26 protein-coding genes and 1 tRNA gene are annotated in these 25,237 nt (G+C 65.6%); 10 read left to right on the top strand and 17 right to left on the bottom strand.

The annotated features are described in order from the left end of the window. Window positions 1-54 precede the first annotated feature (54 nt). On the bottom strand, window positions 55-2,832 hold the full coding sequence (locus tag AB0L00_RS41815) for a lectin (RefSeq protein WP_364443270.1): 2,778 nt from the start codon (window positions 2,830-2,832) through the stop codon (window positions 55-57). Between the two features lie 189 nt (window positions 2,833-3,021). On the opposite strand from AB0L00_RS41815, the gene ricT reads away from it, so the two are divergent. The 3 genes from ricT to AB0L00_RS41830 all read left to right on the top strand — a co-directional run bounded on the left by ricT (window position 3,022) and on the right by AB0L00_RS41830 (window position 5,574). After that, window positions 3,022-3,849 carry a regulatory iron-sulfur-containing complex subunit RicT gene (gene ricT / locus AB0L00_RS41820; RefSeq protein ID WP_364443271.1) on the top strand — a complete coding sequence of 276 codons (828 nt, stop codon included), beginning with the start codon at window positions 3,022-3,024 and terminating at the stop codon, window positions 3,847-3,849. 84 nt (window positions 3,850-3,933) lie between these two features. Continuing rightward, window positions 3,934-5,439: an alpha/beta hydrolase gene (locus AB0L00_RS41825; RefSeq protein ID WP_364443273.1), complete on the top strand. Its 1,506-nt coding sequence runs from the start codon at window positions 3,934-3,936 to the stop codon at window positions 5,437-5,439. Window positions 5,440-5,501: 62 nt separating this feature from the next. Beyond that, window positions 5,502-5,574: transfer RNA gene (locus tag AB0L00_RS41830), tRNA-Thr, on the top strand. On the opposite strand, the gene AB0L00_RS41835 is transcribed toward AB0L00_RS41830, so the two are convergent. The 9 genes from AB0L00_RS41835 to AB0L00_RS41875 all read right to left on the bottom strand — a co-directional run bounded on the left by AB0L00_RS41835 (window position 5,530) and on the right by AB0L00_RS41875 (window position 11,035). Further along, the gene (locus tag AB0L00_RS41835; RefSeq protein WP_364443329.1) at window positions 5,530-6,981 is read right to left on the bottom strand and encodes a tyrosine-type recombinase/integrase; all 1,452 of its coding nucleotides are present in this window, start codon (window positions 6,979-6,981) and stop codon (window positions 5,530-5,532) included. The two genes, AB0L00_RS41830 and AB0L00_RS41835, sit on opposite strands and share 45 nt — an antisense overlap. A 116-nt stretch (window positions 6,982-7,097) precedes the next feature. Beyond that, on the bottom strand, window positions 7,098-7,304 hold the full coding sequence (locus AB0L00_RS41840) for a helix-turn-helix domain-containing protein (RefSeq protein WP_364443275.1): 207 nt from the start codon (window positions 7,302-7,304) through the stop codon (window positions 7,098-7,100). Between the two features lie 92 nt (window positions 7,305-7,396). After that, entirely contained in the window at window positions 7,397-9,106 is a 1,710-nt protein-coding gene (locus tag AB0L00_RS41845; RefSeq protein WP_364443276.1) for an FtsK/SpoIIIE domain-containing protein, read from the bottom strand. A gap of 47 nt (window positions 9,107-9,153) precedes the next feature. After that, the gene (locus AB0L00_RS41850; RefSeq protein ID WP_364443277.1) at window positions 9,154-9,507 is read right to left on the bottom strand and encodes a hypothetical protein; all 354 of its coding nucleotides are present in this window, start codon (window positions 9,505-9,507) and stop codon (window positions 9,154-9,156) included. Continuing rightward, window positions 9,504-9,713: a hypothetical protein gene (locus AB0L00_RS41855; protein WP_252803073.1), complete on the bottom strand. Its 210-nt coding sequence runs from the start codon at window positions 9,711-9,713 to the stop codon at window positions 9,504-9,506. The genes AB0L00_RS41850 and AB0L00_RS41855 overlap by 4 nt, the downstream gene beginning before the upstream one ends. Continuing rightward, a complete protein-coding gene (locus tag AB0L00_RS41860) occupies window positions 9,694-10,314 on the bottom strand; it encodes a DUF2637 domain-containing protein (RefSeq protein WP_364443278.1) in 621 nt (206 codons plus the stop codon). The genes AB0L00_RS41855 and AB0L00_RS41860 overlap by 20 nt, the downstream gene beginning before the upstream one ends. 61 nt (window positions 10,315-10,375) lie before the next feature. Next, on the bottom strand, window positions 10,376-10,570 hold the full coding sequence (locus AB0L00_RS41865) for a hypothetical protein (RefSeq protein ID WP_364443280.1): 195 nt from the start codon (window positions 10,568-10,570) through the stop codon (window positions 10,376-10,378). 7 nt (window positions 10,571-10,577) lie between these two features. Beyond that, entirely contained in the window at window positions 10,578-10,844 is a 267-nt protein-coding gene (locus AB0L00_RS41870) for a hypothetical protein (RefSeq protein ID WP_364443282.1), read from the bottom strand. Next, the gene (locus tag AB0L00_RS41875; RefSeq protein ID WP_364443283.1) at window positions 10,844-11,035 is read right to left on the bottom strand and encodes a hypothetical protein; all 192 of its coding nucleotides are present in this window, start codon (window positions 11,033-11,035) and stop codon (window positions 10,844-10,846) included. The genes AB0L00_RS41870 and AB0L00_RS41875 overlap by 1 nt, the downstream gene beginning before the upstream one ends. Before the next feature lie 261 nt (window positions 11,036-11,296). Here AB0L00_RS41875 and AB0L00_RS41880 point away from each other — a divergent pair, with 261 nt between their 5' ends. Then, entirely contained in the window at window positions 11,297-12,040 is a 744-nt protein-coding gene (locus AB0L00_RS41880) for an XRE family transcriptional regulator (RefSeq protein WP_364443285.1), read from the top strand. Window positions 12,041-12,042: 2 nt separating this feature from the next. Continuing rightward, entirely contained in the window at window positions 12,043-12,519 is a 477-nt protein-coding gene (locus AB0L00_RS41885; protein ID WP_364443331.1) for an NUDIX domain-containing protein, read from the top strand. On the opposite strand, the gene AB0L00_RS41890 is transcribed toward AB0L00_RS41885, so the two are convergent. Genes AB0L00_RS41890 through AB0L00_RS41910 form a run of 5 tightly spaced genes read right to left on the bottom strand, consistent with a single transcriptional unit; the run spans window position 12,512 to window position 14,461 of the window. Then, window positions 12,512-13,069, bottom strand: coding sequence for an HD domain-containing protein (locus tag AB0L00_RS41890; protein WP_364443287.1), 558 nt, complete (start codon window positions 13,067-13,069; stop codon window positions 12,512-12,514). The two genes, AB0L00_RS41885 and AB0L00_RS41890, sit on opposite strands and share 8 nt — an antisense overlap. A gap of 53 nt (window positions 13,070-13,122) precedes the next feature. Continuing rightward, window positions 13,123-13,572, bottom strand: coding sequence for a GntR family transcriptional regulator (locus AB0L00_RS41895; protein ID WP_364443288.1), 450 nt, complete (start codon window positions 13,570-13,572; stop codon window positions 13,123-13,125). Window positions 13,573-13,623: 51 nt separating this feature from the next. After that, entirely contained in the window at window positions 13,624-13,809 is a 186-nt protein-coding gene (locus AB0L00_RS41900; RefSeq protein ID WP_364443289.1) for a hypothetical protein, read from the bottom strand. Then, complete coding sequence (locus tag AB0L00_RS41905; protein WP_364443290.1) at window positions 13,806-14,051, bottom strand: winged helix-turn-helix domain-containing protein; 246 nt, start codon at window positions 14,049-14,051, stop codon at window positions 13,806-13,808. The genes AB0L00_RS41900 and AB0L00_RS41905 overlap by 4 nt, the downstream gene beginning before the upstream one ends. Continuing rightward, window positions 14,048-14,461, bottom strand: a complete 414-nt coding sequence (locus tag AB0L00_RS41910) for an ATP-binding protein (protein ID WP_364443291.1) — start codon at window positions 14,459-14,461, stop codon at window positions 14,048-14,050. Before AB0L00_RS41910 ends, AB0L00_RS41905 begins: the two co-directional genes overlap by 4 nt. A gap of 194 nt (window positions 14,462-14,655) precedes the next feature. Here AB0L00_RS41910 and AB0L00_RS41915 point away from each other — a divergent pair, with 194 nt between their 5' ends. Together AB0L00_RS41915 and AB0L00_RS41920 are read left to right on the top strand one after the other, a co-directional pair. Beyond that, window positions 14,656-15,387: a helix-turn-helix domain-containing protein gene (locus tag AB0L00_RS41915; protein WP_364443293.1), complete on the top strand. Its 732-nt coding sequence runs from the start codon at window positions 14,656-14,658 to the stop codon at window positions 15,385-15,387. A gap of 403 nt (window positions 15,388-15,790) precedes the next feature. Continuing rightward, the gene (locus AB0L00_RS41920; protein ID WP_364443294.1) at window positions 15,791-18,661 is read left to right on the top strand and encodes a hypothetical protein; all 2,871 of its coding nucleotides are present in this window, start codon (window positions 15,791-15,793) and stop codon (window positions 18,659-18,661) included. 270 nt (window positions 18,662-18,931) lie between these two features. Here the strand turns inward: AB0L00_RS41920 and AB0L00_RS41925 are convergent, their stop codons facing one another. Continuing rightward, window positions 18,932-19,474, bottom strand: a complete 543-nt coding sequence (locus AB0L00_RS41925) for a DUF4913 domain-containing protein (protein ID WP_364443295.1) — start codon at window positions 19,472-19,474, stop codon at window positions 18,932-18,934. 243 nt (window positions 19,475-19,717) lie between these two features. On the opposite strand from AB0L00_RS41925, the gene AB0L00_RS41930 reads away from it, so the two are divergent. The 3 genes from AB0L00_RS41930 to AB0L00_RS41940 all read left to right on the top strand — a co-directional run bounded on the left by AB0L00_RS41930 (window position 19,718) and on the right by AB0L00_RS41940 (window position 23,791). Then, entirely contained in the window at window positions 19,718-20,206 is a 489-nt protein-coding gene (locus AB0L00_RS41930) for a hypothetical protein (RefSeq protein ID WP_364443296.1), read from the top strand. Window positions 20,207-20,900: 694 nt separating this feature from the next. Continuing rightward, a complete protein-coding gene (locus tag AB0L00_RS41935) occupies window positions 20,901-22,646 on the top strand; it encodes a translation initiation factor IF-2 N-terminal domain-containing protein (RefSeq protein ID WP_364443298.1) in 1,746 nt (581 codons plus the stop codon). Then, entirely contained in the window at window positions 22,643-23,791 is a 1,149-nt protein-coding gene (locus tag AB0L00_RS41940; protein WP_364443300.1) for a hypothetical protein, read from the top strand. Before AB0L00_RS41935 ends, AB0L00_RS41940 begins: the two co-directional genes overlap by 4 nt. Before the next feature lie 824 nt (window positions 23,792-24,615). Here AB0L00_RS41940 and AB0L00_RS41945 read toward each other — a convergent pair. Next, entirely contained in the window at window positions 24,616-25,200 is a 585-nt protein-coding gene (locus AB0L00_RS41945; RefSeq protein ID WP_364443301.1) for a helix-turn-helix domain-containing protein, read from the bottom strand. Window positions 25,201-25,237: the final 37 nt, after the last annotated feature.

The following is a 25,237-nucleotide window of genomic DNA, read 5'->3' on the forward strand; positions in this document are numbered from 1 at the left end:
GCGCGGAAGGGAATGCCGGGGCTCCCGGCGCCCGTTCCGCGCGGGCTCCGGCCGTCAGCTCGGCAGCGTCCACTGCCGCCCGGGACCGCCGTCGCAGGCTCCAAGCTGCAGCTGCGTGCCGTTGGCGCCGGTGTCGTCCGGGTCCGCGAGGCACTTGCCGGATTCCGTGTTCACCACTGCCTTGCCCGACGCGTCGTATCTCCACCGCTGCCCGCCGCCGGTGGTACCGCACTCCCACAGGCGCACCTTCGCGCCGTCCGCGGTGCCGTCGGCGTCCATGCACAGGCCGAACGCGGTGAGCGTGCCGTCGTCGTGCACGGTCCACTTCTGCGCGTTGGTCCCGTTGCAGACGTACATCTGGACGGGGTTGCCGTTGGCGGCCCTGCTCGACTGGACGTCGACGCACTTGCCCGCGATCGCCGAGGTGATCGGCCCGGTACGCGTCGCCGGGCCGCCGGTGCCGGCGTAGGACGGCGGGGCCGACGATGGCGCCGTGGCCCAGGACGTGTCGGCGGTCGTGCGGAGGTCGAGGTGGAGCGTGCCGCCCTCAAGGACGGCCGACGGCCGCAGGTACGCGTTGTGCCACGCCGTGCCGTTCCAGGTGGCGCCGTGGACGTACGGCGCGTCCGGCGCGGCCTTCGGCGCGTCGATGGTGAGCTTCCGGCCGGTGCCGAGCGCGATGACGATCTTGGTGAACTCCGGGCTGCCCAGCGCCAGGTCGGCCGTGCCCGGCGTCTCGGGGTAGACGCCCATTGCCGCCCAGACGTACCAGGCGCTCATCGTGCCGAGGTCGTCGTTGCCGACGCCCCAGCCGGTGGGGGAGTCCGGCCAAAGCTTGTCTCGTACGTCGTGGATGATCGCCTGGGTCTTCCACGGCTGCCCGACGTAGTCGTACTCCCACGGCAACTCGATGCTCGGCTCGTTGCCGAGGTTAGCGTGGTCGCCGCCGCTTCCGTCGTACGCGGCGAGCACGTGGTCCAGGTAGGCGATCATCGCGGCGTTCCCGCCCTTGGCGTCGGCGAGACCGCGCACGTTGAACGGGACCATGCCGGTGTACTGCCAGGACGTTCCCTCGGTCATGTTGCTCTTGGACGCGGGGTCGAATCCGCTCGTCCAGGAGCCGCTGGCGGTGCGGGGCTGCATGAAGCCGCTCGTGGTGTTAAGAAGGTTCTTCCAGTCCTGGGCACGGGTGACGAACCTCGTCTGCGTGGCCTTGTCGCCGAGCGCGCCGGCGAACGCGCCGATGGCGAAGTCGGCGGTGTTGTACTCCAGGGTCGTCGAGACCGAGCCGTTGTAGTTGCAGCAGCCGTACACGCCGTTGCTGGGCGTGTACCCGATGCTCTCGAGGTAGTTCAGCCCCGGCCGGATCTTGCTGGCGACCGTCGCACCATGGACCATCGCGTTCTTCGCCGTGGCCGTGTCGAAGTGCCGGGCGCCGAAGGCGTACAGGTCGGCGATGATCGGGTCGATGGGGTCGCCGATCATTGTGTACGTCTCGCCGTTGGCCTGGGACCACTTCGGCAGCTGGCCGCTCTGCGCGTAGTCGTTCACCGCCGACTGGGCGATGTCGCTCGCCTGATCCGGCGCGATCATGCCGAGGAGCTGCGCCTGCGCGCGGTAGATGTCCCAGCCCGAGTAGTTGGCGTACTGGGCGTGGCCGTGGGCGACCCGGTGCACGGCGTTGTCGAAGCCCATGTAACGGCCGTCGGCGTCGCTCATGACGTTCGGGTGCAGGAGCGCGTGGTAGAGGGCGGTGTAGAAGACGTGCCGCTGCGCGAGCGTGCCGCCGGCCACCCGGATGCGGCCGAGGGCGGCGTTCCAGGCCGTACGGGCGGCGGCCCGTACGTGCTCGAAACTCGGCGTGCGGACCTCGGCGTCCCGGTTGGCCTGGGCCTCGGCGTCGGAGGTGAACGAGAGGCCGACCCGGGCGGTCACCACCGGGTTCTTGGTCGTGTCGAACGTCAGGTAGGCCCCGTTCGGGTCGGTCAGCGGCGCGGCCTGCGGCCGCTGCGGGCCGTGCGGGCGCGGGTTGTTCGGTGCGTCGCCCTCCTCGGCCGAGGCGGCCTGCGACATCATCCGCGCGGCCGAGGTGGCGGTGAGGGACGTCGCGCCCGGCCGCAGCGTCGTGGCCTGCCACGTACCGGCCGCGAACGGGCGGTCGAAGGTGACGGCGAAGTGGACGGTGTAGCGGTTGCCCTGGCCGCAGAAGTTCCCGCTGGTCACCGACCCGACGACGGCCCGGTCACCGACGACCTTCCAGGTGTCGGCGAAAGTGCCGTTCTGGCTGCCGGTCAGCTTGAACAGCAGGTTCGCCCGGGTGGTGGCCGGAAAGGTGAACCGGCCGATCCCGCCGCGGGTCGTCGTGGTCAGGTCCGTCCGTACGCCGTTGCCCAGCTTGACCGAGTAGGAGCCGGGCGAGACGGACTCATCGTCATGAGAGAAGGACGCGCTCGCCGAGCCGGCGTCGGTGACGGCGCCGACGGTCGGCATGATCGGGACGTCACCGTACGCCTTGCAGCCCGGCCCGGCCATGTGGGTGAGGCTGAATCCCGTGATCGTCGAGCTGGTGTAGGAGTAACCGCCGCCGTACGGCCGCGGGTTCGTGTCGGGACTCCACTGCACCATCCCGAACGGCACGTCGGCGCCGGGGAAGTCGTCGGCCGCGTTCGTGGTGCCGAGCAGGGGATTGACCAGCGAGGCCGGGTTCGTGACGAGGGACGCGGCCTCCGCCCGTACGGGCGTCAGCAGTGCGCCCAGGACGGCGGCGGCCGTCAGGAGCAGTGTGAGGGAGCGGGGCGCTCTCGGCGGATCGACGGGGCGGGGGAGGGCCATACGGGTCGCCCTTCGCGGAGGAGGCTGATCACGGCAACGTTGCCCGGATCACGTCTACGCCCCGTCCGAAGGTGCGGTCAATGATCTTGTCAGAAGTCGGCCATCCGTGTGATCTCGCTCACGACGGAGGCATACCGGTTGCGCGTAGTCTGACGGGCAGGTCGACCCCCCCGGCGGACGGAGCGAGGCATGGGCATGATGATGGCCGTCAGCTTCACGCGGTACGGACGTCTCTACTACCTCGACCCGGGGCCGTACTCACCGAAGGTCGGCGACAAGGTGCTCGTCCCCACCGAGGCCGGCGCCGAGGTCGCCGAGTGCATCTGGGCCCCGCAGTACGTCTCGGAGGACGTCGAGCTGCCGGTCTGCGCGGGCATCGCCGGGGAGGAGCACCTGGCCCGCGACGAGGAGAATCGCCGACGGCGCGCGGACGCGCGCTCCATCGCCAAACGGCTGATCCGTAAGCATGACCTCCCGATGAAGGTCATCGGCGTCGACTACCTCGACCAGGACAACGTCTACAAGATCTACTTCACCGCGCCGCACCGCGTCGACTTCCGCGCGCTCGTCCGCGACCTCGCCCGCGCGATGAAGGCCCGCGTCGAACTGCGCCAGGTCGGCCCGCGTGACGAGGCGCGCCTGCAGGGCGGCATCGGCCCGTGCGGCCGCGACCTGTGCTGCGCCACCTTCCTCAAGGACTTCGAACCGGTGTCGGTGCGCATGGCCAAGGAGCAGGACCTCCCGGTCAACCCGCTGCGCATCGCCGGCGCCTGCGGGCGGCTCATGTGCTGCCTGAAGTACGAGCACCCGCTGTACGTCGAGGCGCACAACCGCATGCCCCGGCTCGGCGCGCGGGTACAGACCGAGTCCGGCCCCGGACAGGTCGTCGGCCGCAACGTGCCCTCCGACACGGTCGCCGTACGGCTCGACGGCGGCGGCCGCTGCGCCTGCCCGTCCGCGTCGGTCTGCTCACCCCGCAAACAGCACGACCAGCGCTATGGCGACACTCTGGGATGACTCGCCAGTACGCTGAGTAGCGAAAACGGGGCTAGACCCGCGTAGGCTGCCAGCGAACCCAATGGCGACGAGAACGGTGACGGCGTGAAGAAGTTCCGTACGGTCTCCGTGCTGGCGGCGGCCGCGATCGTGGTGACGGCCTGCACGGACGCTCCGAAGTCCACCGCGTCGGCCCCCACCCCCAGCGGCAGCACGCCGGTCTACGCCCAGCGCATCTCCTGGCGTGACTGCGGCAACGGCTTCCAGTGCGGCAGCATCCACGTCCCGCTCGACTACGCCCACCCGACCGGCCGCCTCCTCACGCTCCCCGTGATCCGGCTGCCCGCCGAGGGCGGCCAGCGCAGGGGATCGCTCGTGCTCAACCCCGGCGGCCCCGGTGGCTCCGGCGTCGAGTTCGCTCGCGGCTCCGCCCGCTCGTTCGGCCCCGAGCTGCGCCGCAACTTCGACATCGTCGGCTTCGACCCGCGCGGCGTCGGCCAGAGCCGCCCACCGGTCCGCTGCCTGACCGGCAAGCAGCTCGACAAGTTCTTCGAAACCGACACCTCGCCCACCGACCAGGCCCAAATCAACAGTCTCGTCGACGTCAGCAAGATGTGGGCCGACGAGTGCAAGACCCGCATTCCCACGCTGCTTCCGTACGTCGGCACCGCCAACGCCGCCCACGACATGGACGTCCTGCGCGCCGCCCTCGGCGACAAGGGCCTCACCTACTACGGCGCCTCGTACGGCACCTACCTCGGCGCGTACTACGCCCAGGAGTTCCCCAAGCACGTCCGCGCCCTCGTCCTCGACGGCGCCATCGACCCGAAGCTCGGCGCCGACGAGATCAACATCGAGCAGGCCAAGGGCTTCGACACCGCCACCAGGTCCTTCGCCACCGACTGCGTCAAGACCAAGGACTGCCCGCTCGGCACCGGCAGCGCCGACGAGGCCCTCGACCGGCTGAGCCGGCTCTTTGAGCAGACCAGGCAGAAACCGCTCCACAACGGCCTGGGCGACGGTCGCACCGTCAACAACTCCATGGTCGAACTCGGCGTCGCCGCCGCGCTCTACAACAAGCAGACCTGGCCGGTGTTGAAACTGGCCCTGCGCAGCGCCATCGACCAGAACGACGGCACCACCCTCCTCCGCCTCGGCGACCTCCTCATCGAGCGCAACAAGGACGGCACCTACTCCAACCAGACCGAGGCCAACATGGCCATCAACTGCATCGACAAGCCGTACGACCGCGACCTGGCAGCCTGGCAGAACCAGGCCGACCGCGCGAAGAAGGCCGCCCCGCTCTTCGGCCAGTTCGTCGTATGGGGCACCCTGCCGTGCGGCTACTGGCCCGTCCAGGACAACACCAAGCCCGTTGCCTTCACCGCCAACGGCGCGAAGCCCATCCTGGTCGTCGGCACCACCCGCGACCCGGCCACCCCGTACAAGTGGGCCCAGGGCCTGGCGTCGCAGCTGAAGTCCGGCGTCCTGCTCAGCCTCGACGGCGACGGCCACACCGCCTACCTCCAGGGCAACCCCTGCATCACCACCGCCGTGGACCGCTACCTGGTCACCGGGACCCCACCGCGGAAGAACACCATGTGCCGCTGATATGGGTGTACGAGGAGCCCGGAGAACCCGGTAGACTCTCTGCGTCACACCGTGTGTGGCAGGCCGCCTTAGCTCAGTCGGCAGAGCGATTCACTCGTAATGAATAGGTCGTCGGTTCGATTCCGACAGGCGGCTCGTCTGTGACGTGGGCGTCTCTCCCTCGGAGAGGCGCCCTTCGTCGTTCCCGGTCTCAATCGTGGTCTCATTCGCCGTGAAGAGCGCACGTCCGATGCGCTGGGCGGCGTCGTGGACGAGGGGCGAGGCGACGTGTGTGTAGCCGCGGGTGACGCGGATGTCGGAGTGACCCAGGATCTCTTGGACCACGGCCAGGGCTACGCCCTGTTCGAGGAGGAGCGTCGCGGCCGTGTGGCGGGCGGCGTGGACGCGGTAGTGAGGGAGGCCGGCGGCGCGGAGGAGATCCGCCCAGGCGTCCCAGTCGCGGCGCGGGTCGATCGGACGGCCGTTGAGCTGGCAGAACACGAGATCGTGTCCCTCCCAGGCGCTCCCGGCCCGCTTGCGCTGCCGTTCTTGCCAGGCGAAGTGGTGGCGTAGGACCTCCACCAGCTCGTCGGCGAGAGCGATCGTCTTCTTCCTCCGTTCCTTGATCTGCCGGAAGACCAGCCCTCCGCCTGTGCGCTTCGGGCAGGTGGACGCGTGCCTGGCGCAGTTCTTCGGGCAGAGCCCTTTGGCGTCATCGAGGACGCACTTGTGGCGGCGGCCGGACGTCCGCTTGGCCTTCGGGCAGTCGTCGGGGCAGGGGTGGCGGTGCCTGTCCTTCGTGCACTCGGCGGGGTCGTCGCAGCCGTGTTGCCAGGTGGTCCGCTGGAGCTGGAACCAGACCCGTGCCTCGGCGCGGTAGCGGTCGTCGCCGCACCTCGGGCACTTCGGCGAGTCGGTGGCCCACCAGCCGATCACCGATCCGCTGTGATCGCAGCCCAGGCAGGTGGCGACGAGGTACGGCCAGCGCAGCCCCAGGACCTCGCCCTGACGGAGGCCACACGACAGCCCGACCGGCCAGCGCGCGCCGTTAGAGCGCTGCTGAGCTTCAGAGAGGACCGCGCGTGCCTCGTCGCGGGTCAGGGACTTGAGCTCCGGATTGTCGAGCCGTGGTGGCTGGACGAGTTCGGCGGGATTCCGGCCGACGCGTTGCCGCCGTACGGCGACGTTGTAGGCGCTGGAGATGATCGCATGGACCTTGCGGACGTGGCTCGGCTTCTTGCCGGCGGCGAACATCTTCGAGTAGAGCGCTTCGAGGTGTTCGGGCTGGCAGCGGTCGATCCGGTGACGGCCGATGTTGGGGAAGATCCAGTTTCGGCAGTCCGACCAGTAAGCGCTGATCGTATTGGGCGCCGTCTGCTTGAGCGGCAGGACGGTCGTGAGCCAGTACGTCATCCACTTTTCCACAGTCGGTGGACGACCAGGTTTGTCGACCTTTCCGGCGTCGCGCTTCGCCTCCAGCTCACGAACCTTCTTCGTCACCTCCCTTTCGGTCTTCGCGGTGACGTGGCGCCGGTCGGGGCTGCCGTCGTTCTTCACGCCCATCGTGACGCGGCCGTGCCAGCGGCCATCGCTGCCTTTGTAGATGGTCGAACGGCCATCGGGCGTACGCGTGGACTTCGTTCTGCCCTTCGGCTTACTGGGTTTGTCGGCCAAGCTGATCACTCCTTTCCTGCGGTGCGGAGACGGTTGACGTAGGCGTCGAGGGCGGTGGCGGGGATCTTGCGGCTTCGGCCGATGTAGACGGATTCGATCTCGTTCGCGGTGAGGAGTTCATAGAGCTTCGTCCTGCTGATTCGAAGGAGCGCGGCGGCTTCGGGAAGCGTGTAGAGGAGCGGCGTGTCGGATGCGGTCGTCGTGGTGTTCATCTCCTTCCGGGGGTTGTTCGTCCGTGCGGACGTCCGGACGTTGTGTGGCCCTACGCGCGCAGGCGCGCGCGAGGACGCGGACGAACGAGCGGTCACGGACGTTGGGCGGCGTGCCAGCGGCCTCGGGAGACCTGCTGGACGCGTCCGGCGTGGGCGTGCTCTTGGAGTCGGCTGTAGACCCAGGTGCGGCCCATGCCGGTGGTCTTCATGAGCTGGGAGACGGACAGCCCCTTGTCGGGTGCTTCGAGCAGCGCTGCCCAGAGGGCTTGTTCGGGGTCGTCGGCGATGATTTCGGCGTCGATCACCTCTATGTCGGCGGTCGTGTGGGCGGTGGCGTCCGCGGATAGGGCGTCGAGACGAGGCCGATGGTTGCGGTGGGCGCGGGTGGTGGCGCGTACGCGTTCGTCGGTGAGCAGGTAGGCGCGGGCTCGGCGGGGGACGTCGAAGCCGGGTGCGGAGATGAGGAACTTGCCGGGCGCGTCGAGGGTGTGGGCGTGCCAGCCGGCGGTGTGGGCGCCCTGCCCGAGGATGAGATCGGTGTCGCGGCGTTCGCGGACGCGGAGGCAGATGCGGATGTCCATCTGGGAGCGGACGGCGCCCTTACCCATGGCTGCCTGTGTCGGGCGCTGTGTGGCGGCGAGGAGCGTGACGGCGACGGCACGGCCTCGGCGGGCGATCGAGTCGGCATGGGCCATCGCGTCGGGCGATTCGTCGGCGAGTTCGGCGTACTCGTCGGCCACGACGATCAGCGCGGGCTCTTCCGGAGTCGGTATCCACAGGCGAGCGCCCTGGCGCGTGAGGGTGGTCGCGCGGGTGTCGAGGACGGTGACGGCGTCGGCGAGAAGTTCGGCGGCCTGGCGCGGGTCGGTGGCGATCCGGTCGAGGCAGGATGCCCAGGGCTGGAGTTCCATCCCGCCCTTGAGATCGATGCCCCAGATCACCACGTCCGGGTAGGCGGTGAGGGCGGCGAGGATGACGTTGAGGATGCCGCTCTTGCCGGATCCGGCGATGCCGGCGACGAGGGCATGCCGATGTAGGAGCCTGACGCCTACGGGTGTGGCGTCCTCGAAGACGCCGAGTTCCACGGGGTCGGTGACGCTCGTGCCGGTCGGCGCGGGCCAGGGGATCGGACGGGCGTGCGGGTCCTTTTCGAGGACATGCAGGACGCAGTGATCCGCGCGGGCGGGGTCAGGTTCGACACGGACCGATCCGGGGCGCGTGCCGAGACCGGACTCGATCGCCGGGAGTTTGTTGATGACGTCGCTGACGGTCTGACCGCGCTTGAGGGCCAGACGGGCGCGCCAGCCCCACAGGTCGACGACGGCGGACAGGATGCGTGATCCGGCGAGGCCGATCGTCTCGGCAAGGTCGGGCCAGGCGCTCACGGTGCGTTCGATGCGGACGCGGGAACGGCGTCGGCGGTGCGACCACCAAGGCGCTCCGCAAATGAGAGTGGCGGCGACGAGCAGTCCGGGGAGCGGTGGCGAGGCCGGCCCGTACGCGGTCGCCGTGGCGAGCCAGGTTCCGGCAGCGACTGCGACGACGGCGGCGTAGGCACGTTCGATGCCTCGATCGAGCCAGCGCCTACCGCTCGCCAGGATGATGGCTACGGCAACGACGCTGAGCGCGAGGACGTCTGGCCAGAGTCCGCGGTGGCCGTGGTGAAGGAGTGCTGCGGTTCCGGCGAGGAGCAGCGCCGTGGTGAGGGGCGCGAGCTCGGAGCGGTAGCGGAACAGCCATCGGGCGAGTACCGCGATCGCCTCGCCGGCATGGCGGTCATCGGTGACGACGTACAGCGGCATGGGTTCGGAACGGCCCCACCGGCGACGGCGAGTCGGGTAGCGCTGCCTCATCGGCCACCCTCTCGAAGGTCGACGAGGGCGAGGAGTTCGGTGGCGTGCAGGTCCTCGTCCGGGAGCTGGCCGCGCTCGTCGAGTTCATCCCGTAGGTAGAGCAGCGGGTCATCCTCGCCGTCCCGTTCGGCGGCGACGGCGGCACGAGCAGCGGCGAGCAGGCCGGCGTACTGAGCGCGGGCGAGTGCGAGCAGCGACCGGAGACGTTCAACCTCGGCGATGAGCATTGGGACGTCAGCGACGGCGACCCACAGTGCGACGGGTACGCGCGCGGATCGCGCTTCGTGCAGGTGAGTACGGACGGCGTTGAGGTCGAGGGTCGGGCGTGGAGCCCGTTGGGGTCGTGTCATGGGCAGTCCGGCACCTCCTTTCGGTCGGGAACGTCCTTGGGGAGCGGCGCGGCGGGCGTCACGCCGAGCGCGGACAGCAGCGCCTCGGCGGCCGGCACGGCGTCGCCGAGCTGGACGAGCGTGTAGCGGGTCTTGACGCCCTGGCGGGCCAGCTCCTTCATGAGGAGGTCGACCAGGGCGTACGGGTCATAGGTCGGCTTGCTCATCGGCGGTGCCTTTCTCGATCAGTTGGCGTCGGAGTTCGGTTGCGCGGGCGTTGCTGACGCGCAGCGTCGTTCGAAGCGCGTCACGGGTGATGGGGCGGCCGTCGTTGGCTTCGCGGCGCCGCGCGTCAGCCGTGCGGGCGGCGTCGATCAGTTCGTCCTCAGTCCGGTACCGGCGGTGGCGCTTGCGGCGAGTACGGCGGGCGTGCCGATCACGGTCGCCGGTCCGGTCCTCGGCTGCGGCTTCGGTTCGTCCCTGTAGAGCGTGAAGGTGGGCGGTGAGCCCGAGGACGGCGGCGGGGACGGCGCCGACGAGGACGACGATGGGCCAGGACACCGACAGGAGTCCGGTACGGGCTGCGTGGTACGTCGCGTTGCCCGCGATGCTGGCCGCGATGGCGCCCAAGGCGTTGAAGCGGGCGAAGCGCCGAGCGGCGGCCGACCGCGTCGAGGCGGCCAGCCAGACGCGCACCGAGGTCATCGCGTAGGCGTCCAGAGTGACGGGCAGCAGCCACGACATCCGTGACGGCCAGCCGGCGATGTGAGCCAACCCTTGTAGTCCGGAGAAGCTGGCGATGGCTGCGGATGCGGCGGCGACGGTCATCCCTGCCATGACCCACCAGTCGCGGTCGGCGTTCGTTGGGGGCGTGGTCACGGGGGACCTCTCAGATCTCGATGCCGGACAGGAAATGAGCGAAGGACCGCACGCCTTGGCGGATCTGCGGCGCGAGGGAGGTCGAGGCGAGATAGAAGCCGAAGAGCGTGCAGACGACGGCGTGCCAGGCGCGGAGGCCGGCGTAGCGGTACAGGCCGTAGACCAGCGCGCCGAGCACGATGACGAACGAGACGGACAGCGCCAAGCGGAGATCACCTCCCTTCCGATCGGACCAGGGGAACGGGCTCGCGACGGTCGGAGCTGGCCGCCTGGAGGTCGTTGCCGCGGGCGTGGTCGGTGTCGGGCTTGCGGACGTGTACGCCGAGGACGGAGCGAGCGAAGGCGGCGAGCGGCGTAGGGGCGGCGGAGTCCAGCCCGGTCCAGGGCGCCTCGCGATGAGTACCGACGATCACGAGGCCGATGAGTACGAGCGCCGTGGCGGCGAGGACGAGGGCTAGTCCGGCGATCACGATGGCCATCACCGGCTCGCCGCCTCGGCGTCGCGGCGGAAGATGCGGCGGACGCGCGTACCGCGCCGAGCGCGAGCGGTACGGCGGAACCAGGCGGCGCGGGCGCGGCACTTGCGGCACAGGCCGAACCGGTACTCCGAGCGCGCCCCGCACGGGCACTGGCGCTGCCAGTCGTCCAGGGGGAGGGGGCGAAGATGCATCGAGGGCTCCTCTCCGAGCCCGTGTCCCGACGATCCCTAGAAGTGAACAGGACTAGTCATGTGCACGATTACAGTGCGGCGTCTTAGCACCTGTCAAGGTCTGGGTTGTTCGCCGGAACGGGGCTCTGGCTTATCGGGATTTCCTTACGCCATCGAGGATGCGCCGATCAGCCGTGACGAGCACCTACATGACTGGACGTGTTCATGACGTCCTGACTAGGGTGTTGGCGTCCCAAGACGTCCTGCGATCTGGTCGGGTAGATGGCGAACGAACGGCTACGAGCAGTCCTGCTAGAGCAGGGAATCACCGTGGCCGCACTCGCCGAGGCGATCAACGTTGACGAGAAGACCGTTGAGCGCTGGATCAGCAAGGGACGCACGCCATACCGCCGGCACCGCTACGCAGTGGCAACGCATCTCGGCGTGGACGAGACCTACCTGTGGCCCGAAGCGCTCTCGAATGAGCAGGTCACCGCGGCCTCTCAGAGCGAACTCATCACCGTCTACCCGGAGCGCACGGCGGTGCCACGGGACGGATGGGGACGTCTCTTCTCACGGGCGGAGCGTGAGATCGGGATCCTCGTTTACGCCGGCCTATTCATCTCCGAAGACGGCGGCGTACAGAAGATCCTCGCCGACAAGGCGCGGGCGGGCATACGCGTGCGCATCCTGCTCGGCGACCCGGAAAGCCCCGAAGTGGCACAGCGCGGCGCCGACGAGGGCGTAGACGACGCCATGGCGGCGAAGATCCGCAACGCCCTGGTCATGTATCGGCCGTTGCGCGCCGTCGAGGGTGTCGAGTTCCGGTTCCACAACACGATCTTGTACAACTCGATCTACCGAGCCGACGACGAACTGTTGGTCAACACGCACGTCTACGGAGTGACCGCAGCACGAGCGCCCGTGCTCCACCTTCGCAAGGTCGCCGGCGGCGACATCGTGAACACCTACGTTGAGAGCTTCGAGCGCGTCTGGGGCGGCGCGACACCGATACCGGAGGCGTGACGTTGGGGCGGCGGATCGACTACTACGACGACCCGAACGCGCCGGCCGCCAACAGCATCGTCCCGTCGGTCAACGTGGTCGTCGTGAACGACCAGGGCGAGATCCTGCTAATCCACCGCACCGACAACGACAACTGGGCCGTCCCCGGCGGCGCCATCGACCTCGGTGAATCGCTCACGCAGGCAGCCATCCGGGAGACGAGGGAAGAGACCGGAATCGACTGCGAAATAACCGGCCTCGTCGGTATCTACACCGACCCGAAGCACGTCATGCACTACACGAGCAACGACGAGGTCCGGCAGGAGTTCTCGATCGTCCTGACGGCCCGGCCGGTCGGTGGCACACCAACGACGAGCAGCGAATCCCGTGAGGTGCGCTGGGTCGCACCGGAAGAGGTCCGCGGCTACCCGATGGACCGCTCAATGCGGCTGCGCGTCGAGCGTTACCTCTCCGGGGAGACCTCGCCAGAGATCAGCTGATCGGTGCCTCGGACTGCGCTCTCTCGATCGCGCGTACCGACCCGACGATGTGCGGCGACGAGCGTCGGATTGAGCGCGCCACGAGATGGCCAGCGCCGTACCGCGACTGAATCTCGGCAAGACGATCCTCAACCTCGATGAGATCCCCGTCGGGCGTTGTCGTCATGTCGCAGTAGGTCAGGGCGTCGGAGAGGAGCGGGGCAGCGGGCTTGAACTCGCTGGTCAACTCGACGATCAAGCCGCGTTCGTATGCTTCGTTGATCGCGCAAGAGTGATACGCGACGAGGCTGCACAGCACGTCGTCGGCGTGCTGGACGTCCCGAAGGTGACGGGCGCCGTCGAGAGAGTGCAGGCCGGTGTTCACAAGGTCAGGGGAGTAGCCGACATCGTGCAGCCACGCGGCGGCTTCAAGGAGATCGGCGTTCTCGCCGAGGACTGGAGCAAGGGTCCACGCCTGCCGGGCGACACCTTGGCTGTGTGCCCAACGGCGGGGAAGCGGGACTTCGAGCAGCTTGCGGGCGACCTCTTCAGCCCAGTCGGCTTGTCTCATGGCCCTGACGCTACGCGGTGATCTTGGGACGTCCACGGACGTAGGCGAGGCGTCTACGGACGTCTACGAACGAAGCGACCCTTGCCGTGACGCGCCTCGATCAGGCCATCTTGTTCTAGGGCGGCGAGCGCCTGGCGCGCGGTGCCGCGTGCGACCCCGTACTTCTCGACGATCGCGGCCTCACTCGGCAAGGCATCGCCGACAGCCAGGTCTCCGCCCTCGATCCGCTTCCGCAGTTCCGCAGCAATGCGGCGGTACTCATACTGCGTCGGTGCCTCGCCACGCACGACACGCCCCTTGCCCGGAAGTGTCTCGATCAGTCCCTCATCCTCCAAGGCGGCGAGAGCGCGACGGACTGTGTTACGAACAACGGCGAACTCATCACACAAGGCCGCTTCGGAAGGCATCGGAGAACCGGGCACGAGTTCTCCGCCGCTGATGCGCTGCCGCAGGACCTCGGCAATCTGCGCGTACGCGCCCCATGCGGTCTCTCGTGGGCTCACCGGGCTCCTCTCACTCCGCGTCTCCCGCACTGCACGGCCATGGCAGTCGTATCACTCTGGGCGTTCCCGTTCGTCCTGATCGGCGAGGAAGCGCCGTGCCTGCTCCGGATACTTGCCGACCAAGACCTTGAGGTGCTGAACCTCAACGACCTGAGAGGCGCCTGTGAACCGCATGTTGTCGAGCATGGCGTAGAACTCCGCCAGCGAGCGCTGTAGCCCCTCCTCGCGCGGATTCACGAGCATTCCTCGCGCCAGTCCTCGGCCGGCCGCGCATAGCTGCCCTTGTGCGGCAGCGTCCAGACGTACCCGTGCTCTCGGAGATGGGCGATGGCGTCGGAAACCGTGCTGCCCGATACGCCGAACTCCTCGGCCATCTTCGCTTGAGAAGGAAGCTGGCTCCGAGGCTGCCAATCGCCGCGAGCGATTCGATCCCGGATGACCTCCGCGACCTCTTGGTAGCTCTTCCGCCGTGTACTCATGCCGACCCCTCGATCAGGCACTCGCACCAGACGATCTTTCCGCCCGTCGGTAGGAGGACGCAGCCCCAATCCTTCGACAGCGCTTGCACGAGCACCAGCCCGCGGCCGTTCTCTTCGTCGTCCGCCGCCGCACGCTGGAGCGGCGGCGTGCTGCTGGAATCCCAGACCTCGATCAGCACGGCCTCGGGCCGGACCGAGAGACAGAGGTAGATGTGCTGCGCCTTGCCGACGAGTTGGCTGGTGCCTTCCGGTATCTCCATAACGCCAGTCGCATTGATGGCGTTCGTCACCAGTTCGCTGGCCAGCAGCTCGACGGTGTCCACCATCGAAGGCAGCTTCCACACGTCGAGCAGCCATCGCACGTACTGCCGCGCCTTCCCGGCCGTGTGTGGCAAGGCCGGCATCAGCATGCAGCTCGATCGAGAGCATTCAGTCATCTTGCGCCTCGCAGCCTGCGATCCGTCCGCGAGCGGCGGACCGGATCGATCCGCCACATGTCCACACAGGCTCGCGTGAGAGCGAGGACCTCTCATGGGCAGCTAGGGGACGTCTAGGGACGTCTTGTGTTAGCGTCGGCCCGAACAGCGCGGTTTGGAGGATCGCGATGAACGATGTCTTGAGGCGTGCTTTCGCTGAGGCCGGCCTGACTGAGCAGGACGTAGCCACGCGCTTGGGCGTGGACGTGAAGACCGTGCGACGCTGGCTGGCCGGACGACGTCCATACCCGCGTCACCGTTCTCAACTCGCCGATCTCCTCGGCATCGACCAGACGAAGATTTGGCGTACTGAAGTACCTGTGCCGCCATCGTCACAACATGGCGGCGCTGAGATCGAAGCCTCCTATGCGCACCGCTGGGCCGTCCCTCGCAACGTATGGCAGTGGCTCTTCAACCAAGCCGAACGGGAGATCGGCATCCTTGTCTACTCAGGCCTCTTCCTCGCTGAGGACATAGGAATGCTCCGTATCCTTGCGGAGAAAGCACACGCTGGCGTCCCCGTGCGGATCTTGCTCGGTGATCCGAACTGCCCGCACGTTGCCGATCGCGGTGCCGACGAAGGCGTGGGCGAGGCGCTGGCGGCCAAGATCCGAAACAGCATCGTGCTGTACCAGCCGCTCCGAGACGTCGACGGTGTTGAGATTCGCCTACACAGCACGGTTCTGTACGCCTCGCTCTATTGTGCCGACGACGACTTCCTCGTCAACCCGCATGCCTATGGCGTCACGGCCTCGAACGCGCCCGTCCTACACGTACGGCGCGCAAGCCACGACGACGTCGCCAGTATGTACGCTCATAGCTTCGAGGCAGTGTGGCGGTCAGCACAATCATTGGCGTGAGCAGTAACCGAGGGAGGCGCGGTTTTGGCAAGCAAGGCATGAGCGGCGCCCCAGCCCTGGAGGGTTAAGCGTCAATCGAGGAAGAAATCCCGTGCGGTTTCGGCCTTCGATCGGTGGTTGGCTCTGCTGGGTGCCAGACTCATGAACTTTCCAGCGTGCGGTGAGTTGCTGACCGTCGCAGCTTGATCACGAGTTCGCCGCACGCCCTCGGATACGGCGACCCCCCACTAATCGGTGGCTTCCTCGCGAAGGTCTCTGCTCAGCCCCAGGGGCTTCGACGCCCCGACCGTGCTGCCGTTCGGGCAAGAATCAGCGGCACTCGACATGGAGGACGGCGGCTGACCGGTCGACTCTGGCGGGCAGGGTAGTCACTCTCGCAGGGGTTTGGAGCTAGGCTCACTTTGTGGCAGAAGCTCAGAACGGCCCGTTTGAGGGGGATCCGGGCCGGGTGCAGCGGGTTAGCCGTGTCACCCGCCGGGACATCTTCGACTACCTGCAGACCGAAGGTGGCCCGTGGTGGGGGCGGCTAGGAGACGTCGCCTTCCTGACCCGCGTCTATGACTTGGACGCCCTGCCTTCGACCGATCCTCGTTATACGACGGCACATCGCGACATCGTTCAGCACCGCGTATACAATGAAGACTGGGATGACGACTGGGTATTCCACGATCCACGATTCAAACTCGCGAGCGGTCCTGATGAGATAGTACTCGATTTTCTTGCTCAGGTAGTGCACCCGATCGTGCAACCTGATGCAGATCGAGCATCCAAGGTCGTCGCGGACCTAAATCATTTCCTCGCGCCTGATGGCTGGACACTCAAGCCGCAGAAGGAGATATCGGGCCGCCCGGTATACGCGCCGATCCGTATCTCTGACGCCGGGGATCAACCGAGCGTATTGACGCCACCGAGGTCGGTGACGAACCAGTCCGGTGGAACCGCTCGGAATGTGGTCCAGCTGCATACGCTGCACGGTGATCTCGTGATTGGCGATGCTGCTTCGTGTCAGGACGAGGCGCCCATTGGCACCCTGATCGTACAGTTAGCGGATCCGTTCGCGTTGGAGGTGCACCGGCCGATCGATGTTGCTGCAAGAGTGGCAGCGGATGCCGTACCAACGCTTCCGCCCTATATCCCGCGTGCGCATGACGAGCAGTTGGCCGAGATCGTGTCGAGGGCCGCCTCCGGGCAGAGCACGGTTGCCACGCTGATCGGTGGATCGTCGACCGGCAAGACACGGGCCTGCTGGGAGGCGATCCAAGGTTTGCCGCAGGGATGGCGCCTGTGGCATCCGATCAGTCCCGAGCGGCCCGAAGCTGCACTTGACGAACTTTCCCGGGTCGCCCCGCATACGGTGGTGTGGCTCAACGAGGCCCAGTTCTACCTGCTGACCGCCGACCCGGCAGTGGGGGAGCGGGTGGCCGCGGGGCTACGCGACCTGCTTCGCGACCCTAAACGCCAGCCCGTGCTGGCACTGGCCACGATCTGGCCGCAGTACTGGCAACGGCTGATCGTTCCTCCACGACTGGATGCTGAACGAGACCCTCACGCACAGGCGCGGATGCTGGTTGCAGGCACCGGTATCGAGGTGCCGGAGGCGTTTAATGGACCAGAACTAACCGCCTTGGCGAGGAATGCGCAGGTAGACCCGAGACTCGCGGAAGCGCTAAGCCACGCTGAAGATGGCCGGGTTACGCAATTCCTAGCTGGTGTGCCAGCCTTGCTGGAGCGGTACCAGACGGCCCCACCTGTTACCAAAGCACTGATCCACGCAGCGATGGACGCCCGCGATCTCGGCTGCGGTCCTTCTCTCCCTCTTGCCTTGCTTGAATCCGCTGCACCGGGCTACCTAAGCGATCACGAATGGGAGGCCGCTGGGGACGACTGGCTAGAGCAGGCCCTGCACTACACCTCGCAGCCCTGCTACGGAGTCCGTGGCCCCCTCACCCGCGTCCGCTCCCGGACTGGACCGCGATCAGATGATGACGGCACGGCGGAAGACCCGGTGCGGCCTCAGACCTCGGATCAGCCGAGATATCGGCTAGCGGACTACTTGGAACAGATCGGCCGCCGTACTCGCGCCCACAATGTCCGACCACCTACCCTCTGGGACGCGCTGGTTGCCCACGCTGACCCCTCCGACCTGATGGGACTCGCGGAACAAGCATCTGCCAGAGCTCTACACCGGCATGCGGCGCTCCTCTACAAGCGGGCTATAGCCAGCGGCAATACTCAGGCTGCAAGGCCTCTCCTCGATCTACTTCAGACCATCGACCGTGACCATCTTCGCGACGTAACGCAATGGGTCGCAACACACGCTGACATCAAGAACTCAGATGACCTCACCGCACTGCTACGCATCCTGCACCAAGCAGATGCCACATGCGCGGTCGCTACGTTGGTCAACCGAGCGGTCGCGCAGGCTGATTTCACTAGGTCACCTGCGCTTATCACTCTCCTTTTGGAACTGCATCGGGCGGGAGCTGAAGACGCCGTTGCTGAGTTGGCTCGACGCGCCGCTGTACATACCCATACCGCCGACCTACGTGATATCGCTGGCCTGCTTGAGGCCATGCGTCGCATCAACGCGCACGATGCTCTTGTACGTCTAGCTGGACGCGCCGCCGCGCAAGCTGATCTGTCCGACCCGCTTGCCGTCGCCATCCTCTTGGATGCACTCCGCCAAAGCGGTACCGACGAGGCAGTAGCAACTCTGCTATCCCGCGACCCCGCCAAACACACCGATTGCAGAGACCCACGCACCGTCGCAGCCCTGCTAGACGCCCTGTGCGAGGCAAGTGACGAAAGCGCGGTTGCCGAGCTAACCGCGCGTGCAACCACGAATACCGACGTCAGTGATCCGCTCGCCAGCGCTCGCCTAATAGATGCACTACGCCAAACAAATGCCAAGGATGCGATTGTGACCCTGGCTGGACGCGCCGCCGCGCAAGTTGATCTGTCCGATCCGCTTGCCGTCGCCGTCCTCTTGGATGCACTCCGCCAAAGCGGTACCGACGAGGCAGTAGCAACTCTGCTATCCCGCGACCCCGCCAAACACGCCGATTGCTCAAACCCGCGTGCAGTAAGGGTTCTTCTAGACACCCTTCGTGATGCCGGCGCCTGCGAAGCAGCCTTGACTCTGGCTGCTCGCGACACGGCTGATAAGTCGTCTCGCGGACGACGAGACAGTCTCGTACAGACGCAACGCCTTCCTTTTGGACGGGAAGTAGACGGGAGCCCGGCCCCAGCATGGGGCTGGCGCGATCTCAACTGACCTGTGTTAGCCAAACCCGACAAACGCAGGCCCTTCGAGCAGGTCGAGGCCAAGACGACCGCTGCGGACATCGATCTTCGCTACCTATGACGTCCCCGTGGCTAACAAGGTCGCGTAAGTCGTTGGCCGACTGGTGTCGCCAATTGAGTCTACCGAGAACCGTGCACTCATAACCGACATTCTGTCCCACGTGCCTGCTTCGGAAGATCTCGCTGCTCGGATCGGAGCTTGCCTGCGGTCCGGGTGTGCGGCCACTATTGAGGAATATCGCTAATCCTGTCCGTCGGTCACGGATTCGCTGGATCGGTCAGGTATATCCCAGTAGCCGTCGGGTGCAGGGATACAAAGGGCCTCGTCAACCGGACGGTGCTCGTATTCGCTGCACATCGCAAATGGCCCGTTTGGCCCCATCATGATTGGTAGCAGCGGATACAAGAAATCCCTGTACCAGGTGACCATCCCAGTCCCCGGCTGTAGCCGCATCGTCTCCCATGAGTGCCAAAGTCCCGTGAGGATCGCGATCGCTTCAGCATGATCCCACCAGTGAGAACACCATCGAAATTCGTCGCCAAGAACGCGACGATACATCGGCACGAAACGTTTCGTGACGAACTCTTCGACGGTCAAATAGACGGGCTCGGGAGTCTCAATATCATCTTCATAGCCAGGTTCGTATGGATAATCAGGTGATTCCGATAGGGCTGCATGAAAGTGAATGTCTCCGAAGATTTTACCGGCCTGAACGACGCTGTTCGCCAGGCCTGATTGATCATTGTGTACTCTGTGATTAAATGAATTTTGTTGCTCGGTCATTGACTTTTATCACCTGTGTCAGCGACTCATATCCACCATGTGTAGCCTACCGTGCCCCCTCGTCGGGTGAGAGCCCTACGCCGTCGGTATCGGCGAATACGAATCTCTCGGTGACCTAATCCGCGGCCGGATCTGGCCTTGCGCCAGGTGGAGGTCGACGCGGGTGTCGCGAGTAGTAACGGTTGGCGTACGGTTGGACGGGTCACTGGCTAGAGCGAGCGGGTGGATTCGGGGTGAGCCTTGATGACGGGCGTAGAATTGCTGGCTGGCGCGGCCGTCGGCTACTTGATTCGTAAGCTGCGGAAGGTGGGGGGGAAGGCCGATGCCGAGGTCGACCGGGTGCTGGATGACGGCATGGATGCCTTGCACGAGCTAATCAGTGCGCGGCTGGGGTCGGACGGAGCGCTAGAACGGTTGCGACTTGAGGCGCAAGCTGGTGCCGAGACCGGGTTGACGGTACGGCGTTCCGAAGACGCCATCGCCCAGGTCGCCCTCGACGACCCGGATTTCGCGGCGCGGCTGCAGCTGCTGGTCGAGATTCTGGACGAGCGTGCCGCCGCCATCGGCGAGGCTGCGGGAGCTGGGTCGACGCATAACGTGATCAGCGGAACCGTGCACGGGTCGGTGCTCCAGGGCCGGGACTTCACCGGCAGTATCGCTTTCGGTTCTGCCGGTCCTGCGGCCTTGCCGGGCGAGGACGGGCAGGGAAAAGGGGCCGCCCCGATCGCGTGAGCGGCCTCGCGGGCACGGCTGGCAATACACGAGGTGGGATCTCGGGCGGAGTGGCGCTTCTGGGCCGAGGCATCACCGTGCAGCGGCCAGCGCAGGTGCCCATGGTGCTGGGGGTACTGCTGCAGGTGCTCAGTTATGACGCCGCCGTCGACCTGCTGGTGCTTGAGGACAAGCTCGGGCCGATTGGGCGAGCTACGGACTTACCGACCGTGGGGGGCCGTCTCAAACGTGGTCTCATTTCGACGCGTGTAAGCGGCGATGCGCGGCTGTCGGCTTGCGGACGTGTACGCCGAGGACGGAGCGAGCGAAGGCCGCGAGCGGCGTACGGCCGGCGGAGTCCAGTCAGGCCCGGGGAGCCTCGCGATGAGTACCGACGATCCCGAGGCCAATGAGTGCGAGCGCCGTGACGGCGAGGACGAGGGCGAGGCGATCACGATGACCATCACAGGCTCGCCGCCTCGGCGTCGCACCGCCTGTCGGCGTTCCGGTCGGGCAGCACCGACGCATGCGGTGCTGAGAGCCACGGCTAGCACAGCTCTGTGCTTGTCGGAGAGCTGATGGGCAGGATGTAGACCGGTTGTCACGACGGACCAAACCCTGCAGTCGAGAACTACGGCTGTGTCGACCACTTCAGCGTACTGATGACACCCCCTATCCTGGTGTGAGCCAAAGCACTGCAAGGGGGCGGTGAAGCTTGCGGCTTCGTGTCTATGAGCTGGCAAAGTCGCTGAACGTCTCATCCCAGAGCGTCCTGGTACGTCTGGCCGAGCTCGGTGTGCCGGCACAGAGTGCCGCCAGCCTCGTCGACAGCGCGACCGCCACACGTGTTAAGGAGTCATTCGGCCAATACGATGCTGCGACCGAAGCCGGATCCACTACCCCGCGCCAGTCGACCTGGAACGCCGGAGCCGTCAAGCCGTCGACGCATCCCGACACCTTGCGGAACTTGCAGCGGCTCAAGCGGGAATTTCCCGTAGTCGAGGACCATCAAGCGATCCTCGGACGCCTCGGATCGCAGTTCGTTTATTCAGCGGCAGGCCGGGTGTCCAAGTTCGAAGACTGCGGCTTCGCTCTCGTCCGATTCAGCGGCGCTATCGAGAATGCATTCGGACTTACAAGAGAGGTATTTTTCTTCTATAGCCCGCATAAGGACTTGCAGATCAGGACCTTCCGTGCAGCGAAGAAGGCTCTGGTCGAGCTGCAACGAGAGGTGACTCCCGACATGATGTTCCTCTGGTCGCCTGACGTGCGTCTCCGTGAGAAGCTGGACGACTGGTCGTCAGGTAACTTCCTTGCTATTCCGCTGGTTCTTTCCGACGAGGGCGATCCGATTGCCTTCATCAAGCTTCTGCGCGACTACGTGTTTTCACGAGACCTCTTCTATGAGACAACGCCAGTGCAGGGCGACCGATTCTTTGGCAGGCGTAGGCTCCTCCAGACTCTTCGTGATGACATAGGCAACCAGCGAGTGGCTGGGCTGTTCGGGCTCAGGAAAGCCGGGAAAACGAGCGTGCTCTCGGAGCTGGCGCAAAGCCTCGCTGGCCCAGAAACGATCTTCATCTTGCGCGACTTGGAAAGCTTGCCATCCCCGCCTGACGATCCCGTACCGATCCTGCTTCAAGATCTGACAGATGACCTGCTGAGTGAGCTTCGGCAGCGCCGGCTGGAGACCGACGATCTGCGCAAGCTCGCAGCTAATCCGGGCATACCTGAGTTCAAACGGGCATTTCAAGCTACACTACACAAGCTCGCCGAAAGCGATATTACAGTCGTTTTAATGCTTGATGAAATTGAATATCTGACGCCTTCGGATCGGATCGATGTCAGTGAAGGTGACATGACCTCGGTTGCCCAACTCCTTGGGGCTCTGCGCAGCGTCGTGCAGGAGAATGGTAACTTCACTTTCCTATTGTCGGGGCTTACCAGTGCCATAATCGAGAATGGCCGCCTTTATGGTCGGCCGAATCCGCTCTTTTCCTGGGCTAAGGCGAACTTCCTTGCTCCGTTTGAACGTCACGAGGCCGACGATCTCGCGCGGTCGGTAGGGCAGAAGATGGGCATAACCATCGATGACGGAGCTCTGGATGCATTGTTCGAAGCGACCGGCGGACATGCGTTTCTCTATAGACACCTTGCATCCTCCGTGGTGAATGAGCTGCCTATAGACACCTTCCATCGAGAGATCAAGAAGCCGCTGGTCCTGCGAGTCATCAACACTTGGCGCCGGCGGGTCGCCGGGAACATGCGCGAGATGCTCGATCATGTCAAGAGATACTATCCGGATGAATCTTTCTTGCTAGAGGTCCTTATGGACGAGCCTGAGTCATTCGCCTTCGTCGCTGAGGACGTTCCCCTAGCGCTCGGTCATCTGATCAGCCTTGGGCTCGTGCAGGAGGTCGACAATTCCTATGAGCTAACGCCGGTGCTGCAACTGCTATGACCGACCTCATTATGTCCGATGCTCAGAGTCGCGCTGCCGACATCAAGACGCGGCTGAAGCGCTTCAAACTAGTTTTTATCCAATGCGGTGCGGCGTTCGAGGTTCTGCGGAACCCGCTGTTGACTGCTCTGGGCGGGACGGTGTTCAACGCTGCGGACTTCGCAAGAAGCGGAAGCCCCATCGAGATTCCTGCTGGCCCGATCATTTTGGATGGCTTGGAGGCGTTCGCGCATGACGGCAAAGTGAGCGGTGCCACGTTTGGAGGGCTCCGCGCTAAGGTTAACAAACTTATAGACGACGATGCCGAGATTTGCATGGTGTCACGGATACCGAAGATATCGTTCGCGCCGGTCCCGGGCAGTAGCCTACTGGACGATGCGTCTTGGCACTGTCTTCCGCTGCTCGAACCGCACGAATGTCTTGAAGAGGAACGGGATAATCCAGCGTCGGCGCTCCCGTCGATTGGGCTTGGTCATCAACCCGACGTTGACATCCTTCTGCGGGCATCTCTCGATGAGCTCGGCGTCAACGTTCTGACTGACCTGGACTTCGCGATCTTCGAGGCAAATCACGATGCGCATTTCATCACTGAAGTCGAGCCCGGTGTGGCAGAGGCGATGCGCGGCGCCGGCCTTGCTCGTGTTGTTGACGACGGGCTCCGATTTACTTCGCCAGTCCTCTTCTGGCAATTCAAGGCGGCCGTCGCGGATGCCATAGCCTCCGTTGTAGGCCCACAGGCTGACCTCGCTGACGTCTTCGGTGGCCTATGGCAGATAGAACGTATAATCCGGAAGGCGCTGCGCGACGCTGCCATCGAGAATTCGGGTCAACGATGGCGTAAAAACCTCTTTAATGAAGCCATTGCCAAGAATGTGCTTGAGCGAGCACGGAACGACGTGAACGTAACGGCGGTAAGTGTTTCCCAACTACGTGACCCCACCGAATGGCTTAGCCTTGGAGAGTTGCTCGAAGTTGTTCAATCATCGAGATTCAAGGGCCTGTCGTGGGATGCGATTGCGTGGAAGCACTTCGCCCAGGACATCATGCCGATAAGGAACAGGATTTCCCATATGCGTTTGCTCAAGAAAGGTGACCGGGCAACCGTACGTATGTGGCTGAATCGGGTTACGGCAACTCTAAGCTAAGCCTTCGTCGTAGTATTAGTAGCTAGTTGATCTGGACATCTGCGTTATAGTGATCGGTCCAGGGAGATCACATGACGGCCCTGCGGCTCGATCAACCGCACGCTGGCGCACCCGCCAGGCCGAGGCTGATTCGGTCTGGCGTGCACTTACTAAATGGATGCGGCAGGCCTCCGCTGGCAGGGTGCCGGATCAATCTGTGCGAGGCCGTATCACGAGCACACGAACGGTAGTGTGGTCTCGAACGTGGTCTCATTTCGGCGGATGTAAGCGGCGATGCGCGTCTGTCCGCCGGGGTGCGCAACTTGCCGTCGTGGCTGATCAGCACACCCCGCCGGACGTGGGCGAACTACTGGTACCGGAACTCGTAATGAATAGGTCGTCGGTTCGATTCCGACAGGCGGCTCTCGCGTTGACCTGGGCGTCTCTCCTTGGGAGAGGCGCCCAGGCTCGTTTTGTTTCATTTTTGGTCTCATACACCGCTCCCCGCGCGGTCGACATGCGCCGGCGTTGCTAGGGCCGGCGTCAGGGCCGCGCCACGAACGTCGCCGGGTCTCTGTTCCGGCCGTGCTCGCGTCCATGCGGTCGCCGTCGTGGCGGCGATGTCGGCGACGGCGGTGCTCCTGCCGGGCCGATCGTGGTGGTTGGCCCGCTCGCCGGACTCCTCCAGGCCCCCGAGGTAGTGATCCGCCGACCGCTCTCATGCTCGCCCTGAGCGTGCGCTCTTGCCGACGGGAGTGTGCGGCGGACGGCGTCGGCCACCCGGTGTGTTCGGGCTTCATTTGGGCCCGTCGGCCGGGGCTGGGCTGTGGGGCAGGCCCCGGGTGTCACTGCGGGTCGGGCTCAGGGGCGGTGGTCGTCTGGTGGTCGGTCGTGGGGTGCGGTGATTCGTCGATCGGGAATTGGATCAGGCTCATCAGGCGGGGGCTGCGGCCGGGTTCCGGCCGGTTGTGCGTCCGGGCAGCGACGACGGCGCGGAACTCGCCGATCATCTCGGTGAGCTCGTCCTGGCTGAGCCAGAGGATGCCCTGGCGGTAGCCCACCAGGTCGGCGTACGGGTCGGCGCCGGGACGGTCGAGGTAGGCGTTGAACTCCGCGTGCAGGGCGGCCATGGCCGCGGCGAACCCGTGGCGGTGGTCGTCCAGTGACATCGAGGCGCCCGCCTCCGCGTCGATCATTGCCCGGTCCCGACGCAGGCGGTAGCGACGCTCCACCGCGCCTCGTACGCGCTGCTCGCCGACGACCTCAAGCACTCCACCGTCGGCCAGCAGGCCGACATGTCGGTACAGGGTGGTCTTCGGGACCTCGGGCAGGCTCGCACACAGATCGGCGGTGGAGCGCACACGACCGCTGGACAGGGCGTAGACGATGCGCAGCCGTACCGGGTGCAGGAGCAGATCTAGCGTGTCCACCGCCGAATTATCCCACGTTCGGTACCATTCCCAATAT

The sequence above is a fragment of the Actinoallomurus sp. NPDC052308 genome (genome assembly GCF_040679195.1).
In the GTDB taxonomy this organism is placed as follows: Bacteria; Actinomycetota; Actinomycetes; order Streptosporangiales; family Streptosporangiaceae; genus Actinoallomurus; species Actinoallomurus liliacearum.

What these genes read in the sequence shown, in the direction of transcription:
- AB0L00_RS41815 (WP_364443270.1), bottom strand. Translation starts at nt 2,832, where the DNA reads ATGGCCCTCCCCCGCCCCGTCGATCCGCCGAGAGCGCCCCGCTCCCTC.
- ricT (WP_364443271.1), top strand. Translation starts at nt 3,022, where the DNA reads ATGGGCATGATGATGGCCGTCAGCTTCACGCGGTACGGACGTCTCTAC.
- AB0L00_RS41835 (WP_364443329.1), bottom strand. Translation starts at nt 6,981, where the DNA reads ATGGGCGTGAAGAACGACGGCAGCCCCGACCGGCGCCACGTCACCGCG.
- AB0L00_RS41840 (WP_364443275.1), bottom strand. Translation starts at nt 7,304, where the DNA reads ATGAACACCACGACGACCGCATCCGACACGCCGCTCCTCTACACGCTT.
- AB0L00_RS41845 (WP_364443276.1), bottom strand. Translation starts at nt 9,106, where the DNA reads ATGCCGCTGTACGTCGTCACCGATGACCGCCATGCCGGCGAGGCGATC.
- AB0L00_RS41850 (WP_364443277.1), bottom strand. Translation starts at nt 9,507, where the DNA reads ATGACACGACCCCAACGGGCTCCACGCCCGACCCTCGACCTCAACGCC.
- AB0L00_RS41855 (WP_252803073.1), bottom strand. Translation starts at nt 9,713, where the DNA reads ATGAGCAAGCCGACCTATGACCCGTACGCCCTGGTCGACCTCCTCATG.
- AB0L00_RS41860 (WP_364443278.1), bottom strand. Translation starts at nt 10,314, where the DNA reads ATGACCGTCGCCGCCGCATCCGCAGCCATCGCCAGCTTCTCCGGACTA.
- AB0L00_RS41870 (WP_364443282.1), bottom strand. Translation starts at nt 10,844, where the DNA reads ATGGCCATCGTGATCGCCGGACTAGCCCTCGTCCTCGCCGCCACGGCG.
- AB0L00_RS41875 (WP_364443283.1), bottom strand. Translation starts at nt 11,035, where the DNA reads ATGCATCTTCGCCCCCTCCCCCTGGACGACTGGCAGCGCCAGTGCCCG.
- AB0L00_RS41880 (WP_364443285.1), top strand. Translation starts at nt 11,297, where the DNA reads ATGGCGAACGAACGGCTACGAGCAGTCCTGCTAGAGCAGGGAATCACC.
- AB0L00_RS41890 (WP_364443287.1), bottom strand. Translation starts at nt 13,069, where the DNA reads ATGAGACAAGCCGACTGGGCTGAAGAGGTCGCCCGCAAGCTGCTCGAA.
- AB0L00_RS41905 (WP_364443290.1), bottom strand. Translation starts at nt 14,051, where the DNA reads ATGAGTACACGGCGGAAGAGCTACCAAGAGGTCGCGGAGGTCATCCGG.
- AB0L00_RS41910 (WP_364443291.1), bottom strand. Translation starts at nt 14,461, where the DNA reads ATGCTGATGCCGGCCTTGCCACACACGGCCGGGAAGGCGCGGCAGTAC.
- AB0L00_RS41915 (WP_364443293.1), top strand. Translation starts at nt 14,656, where the DNA reads ATGAACGATGTCTTGAGGCGTGCTTTCGCTGAGGCCGGCCTGACTGAG.
- AB0L00_RS41925 (WP_364443295.1), bottom strand. Translation starts at nt 19,474, where the DNA reads ATGACCGAGCAACAAAATTCATTTAATCACAGAGTACACAATGATCAA.
- AB0L00_RS41930 (WP_364443296.1), top strand. Translation starts at nt 19,718, where the DNA reads ATGACGGGCGTAGAATTGCTGGCTGGCGCGGCCGTCGGCTACTTGATT.
- AB0L00_RS41940 (WP_364443300.1), top strand. Translation starts at nt 22,643, where the DNA reads ATGACCGACCTCATTATGTCCGATGCTCAGAGTCGCGCTGCCGACATC.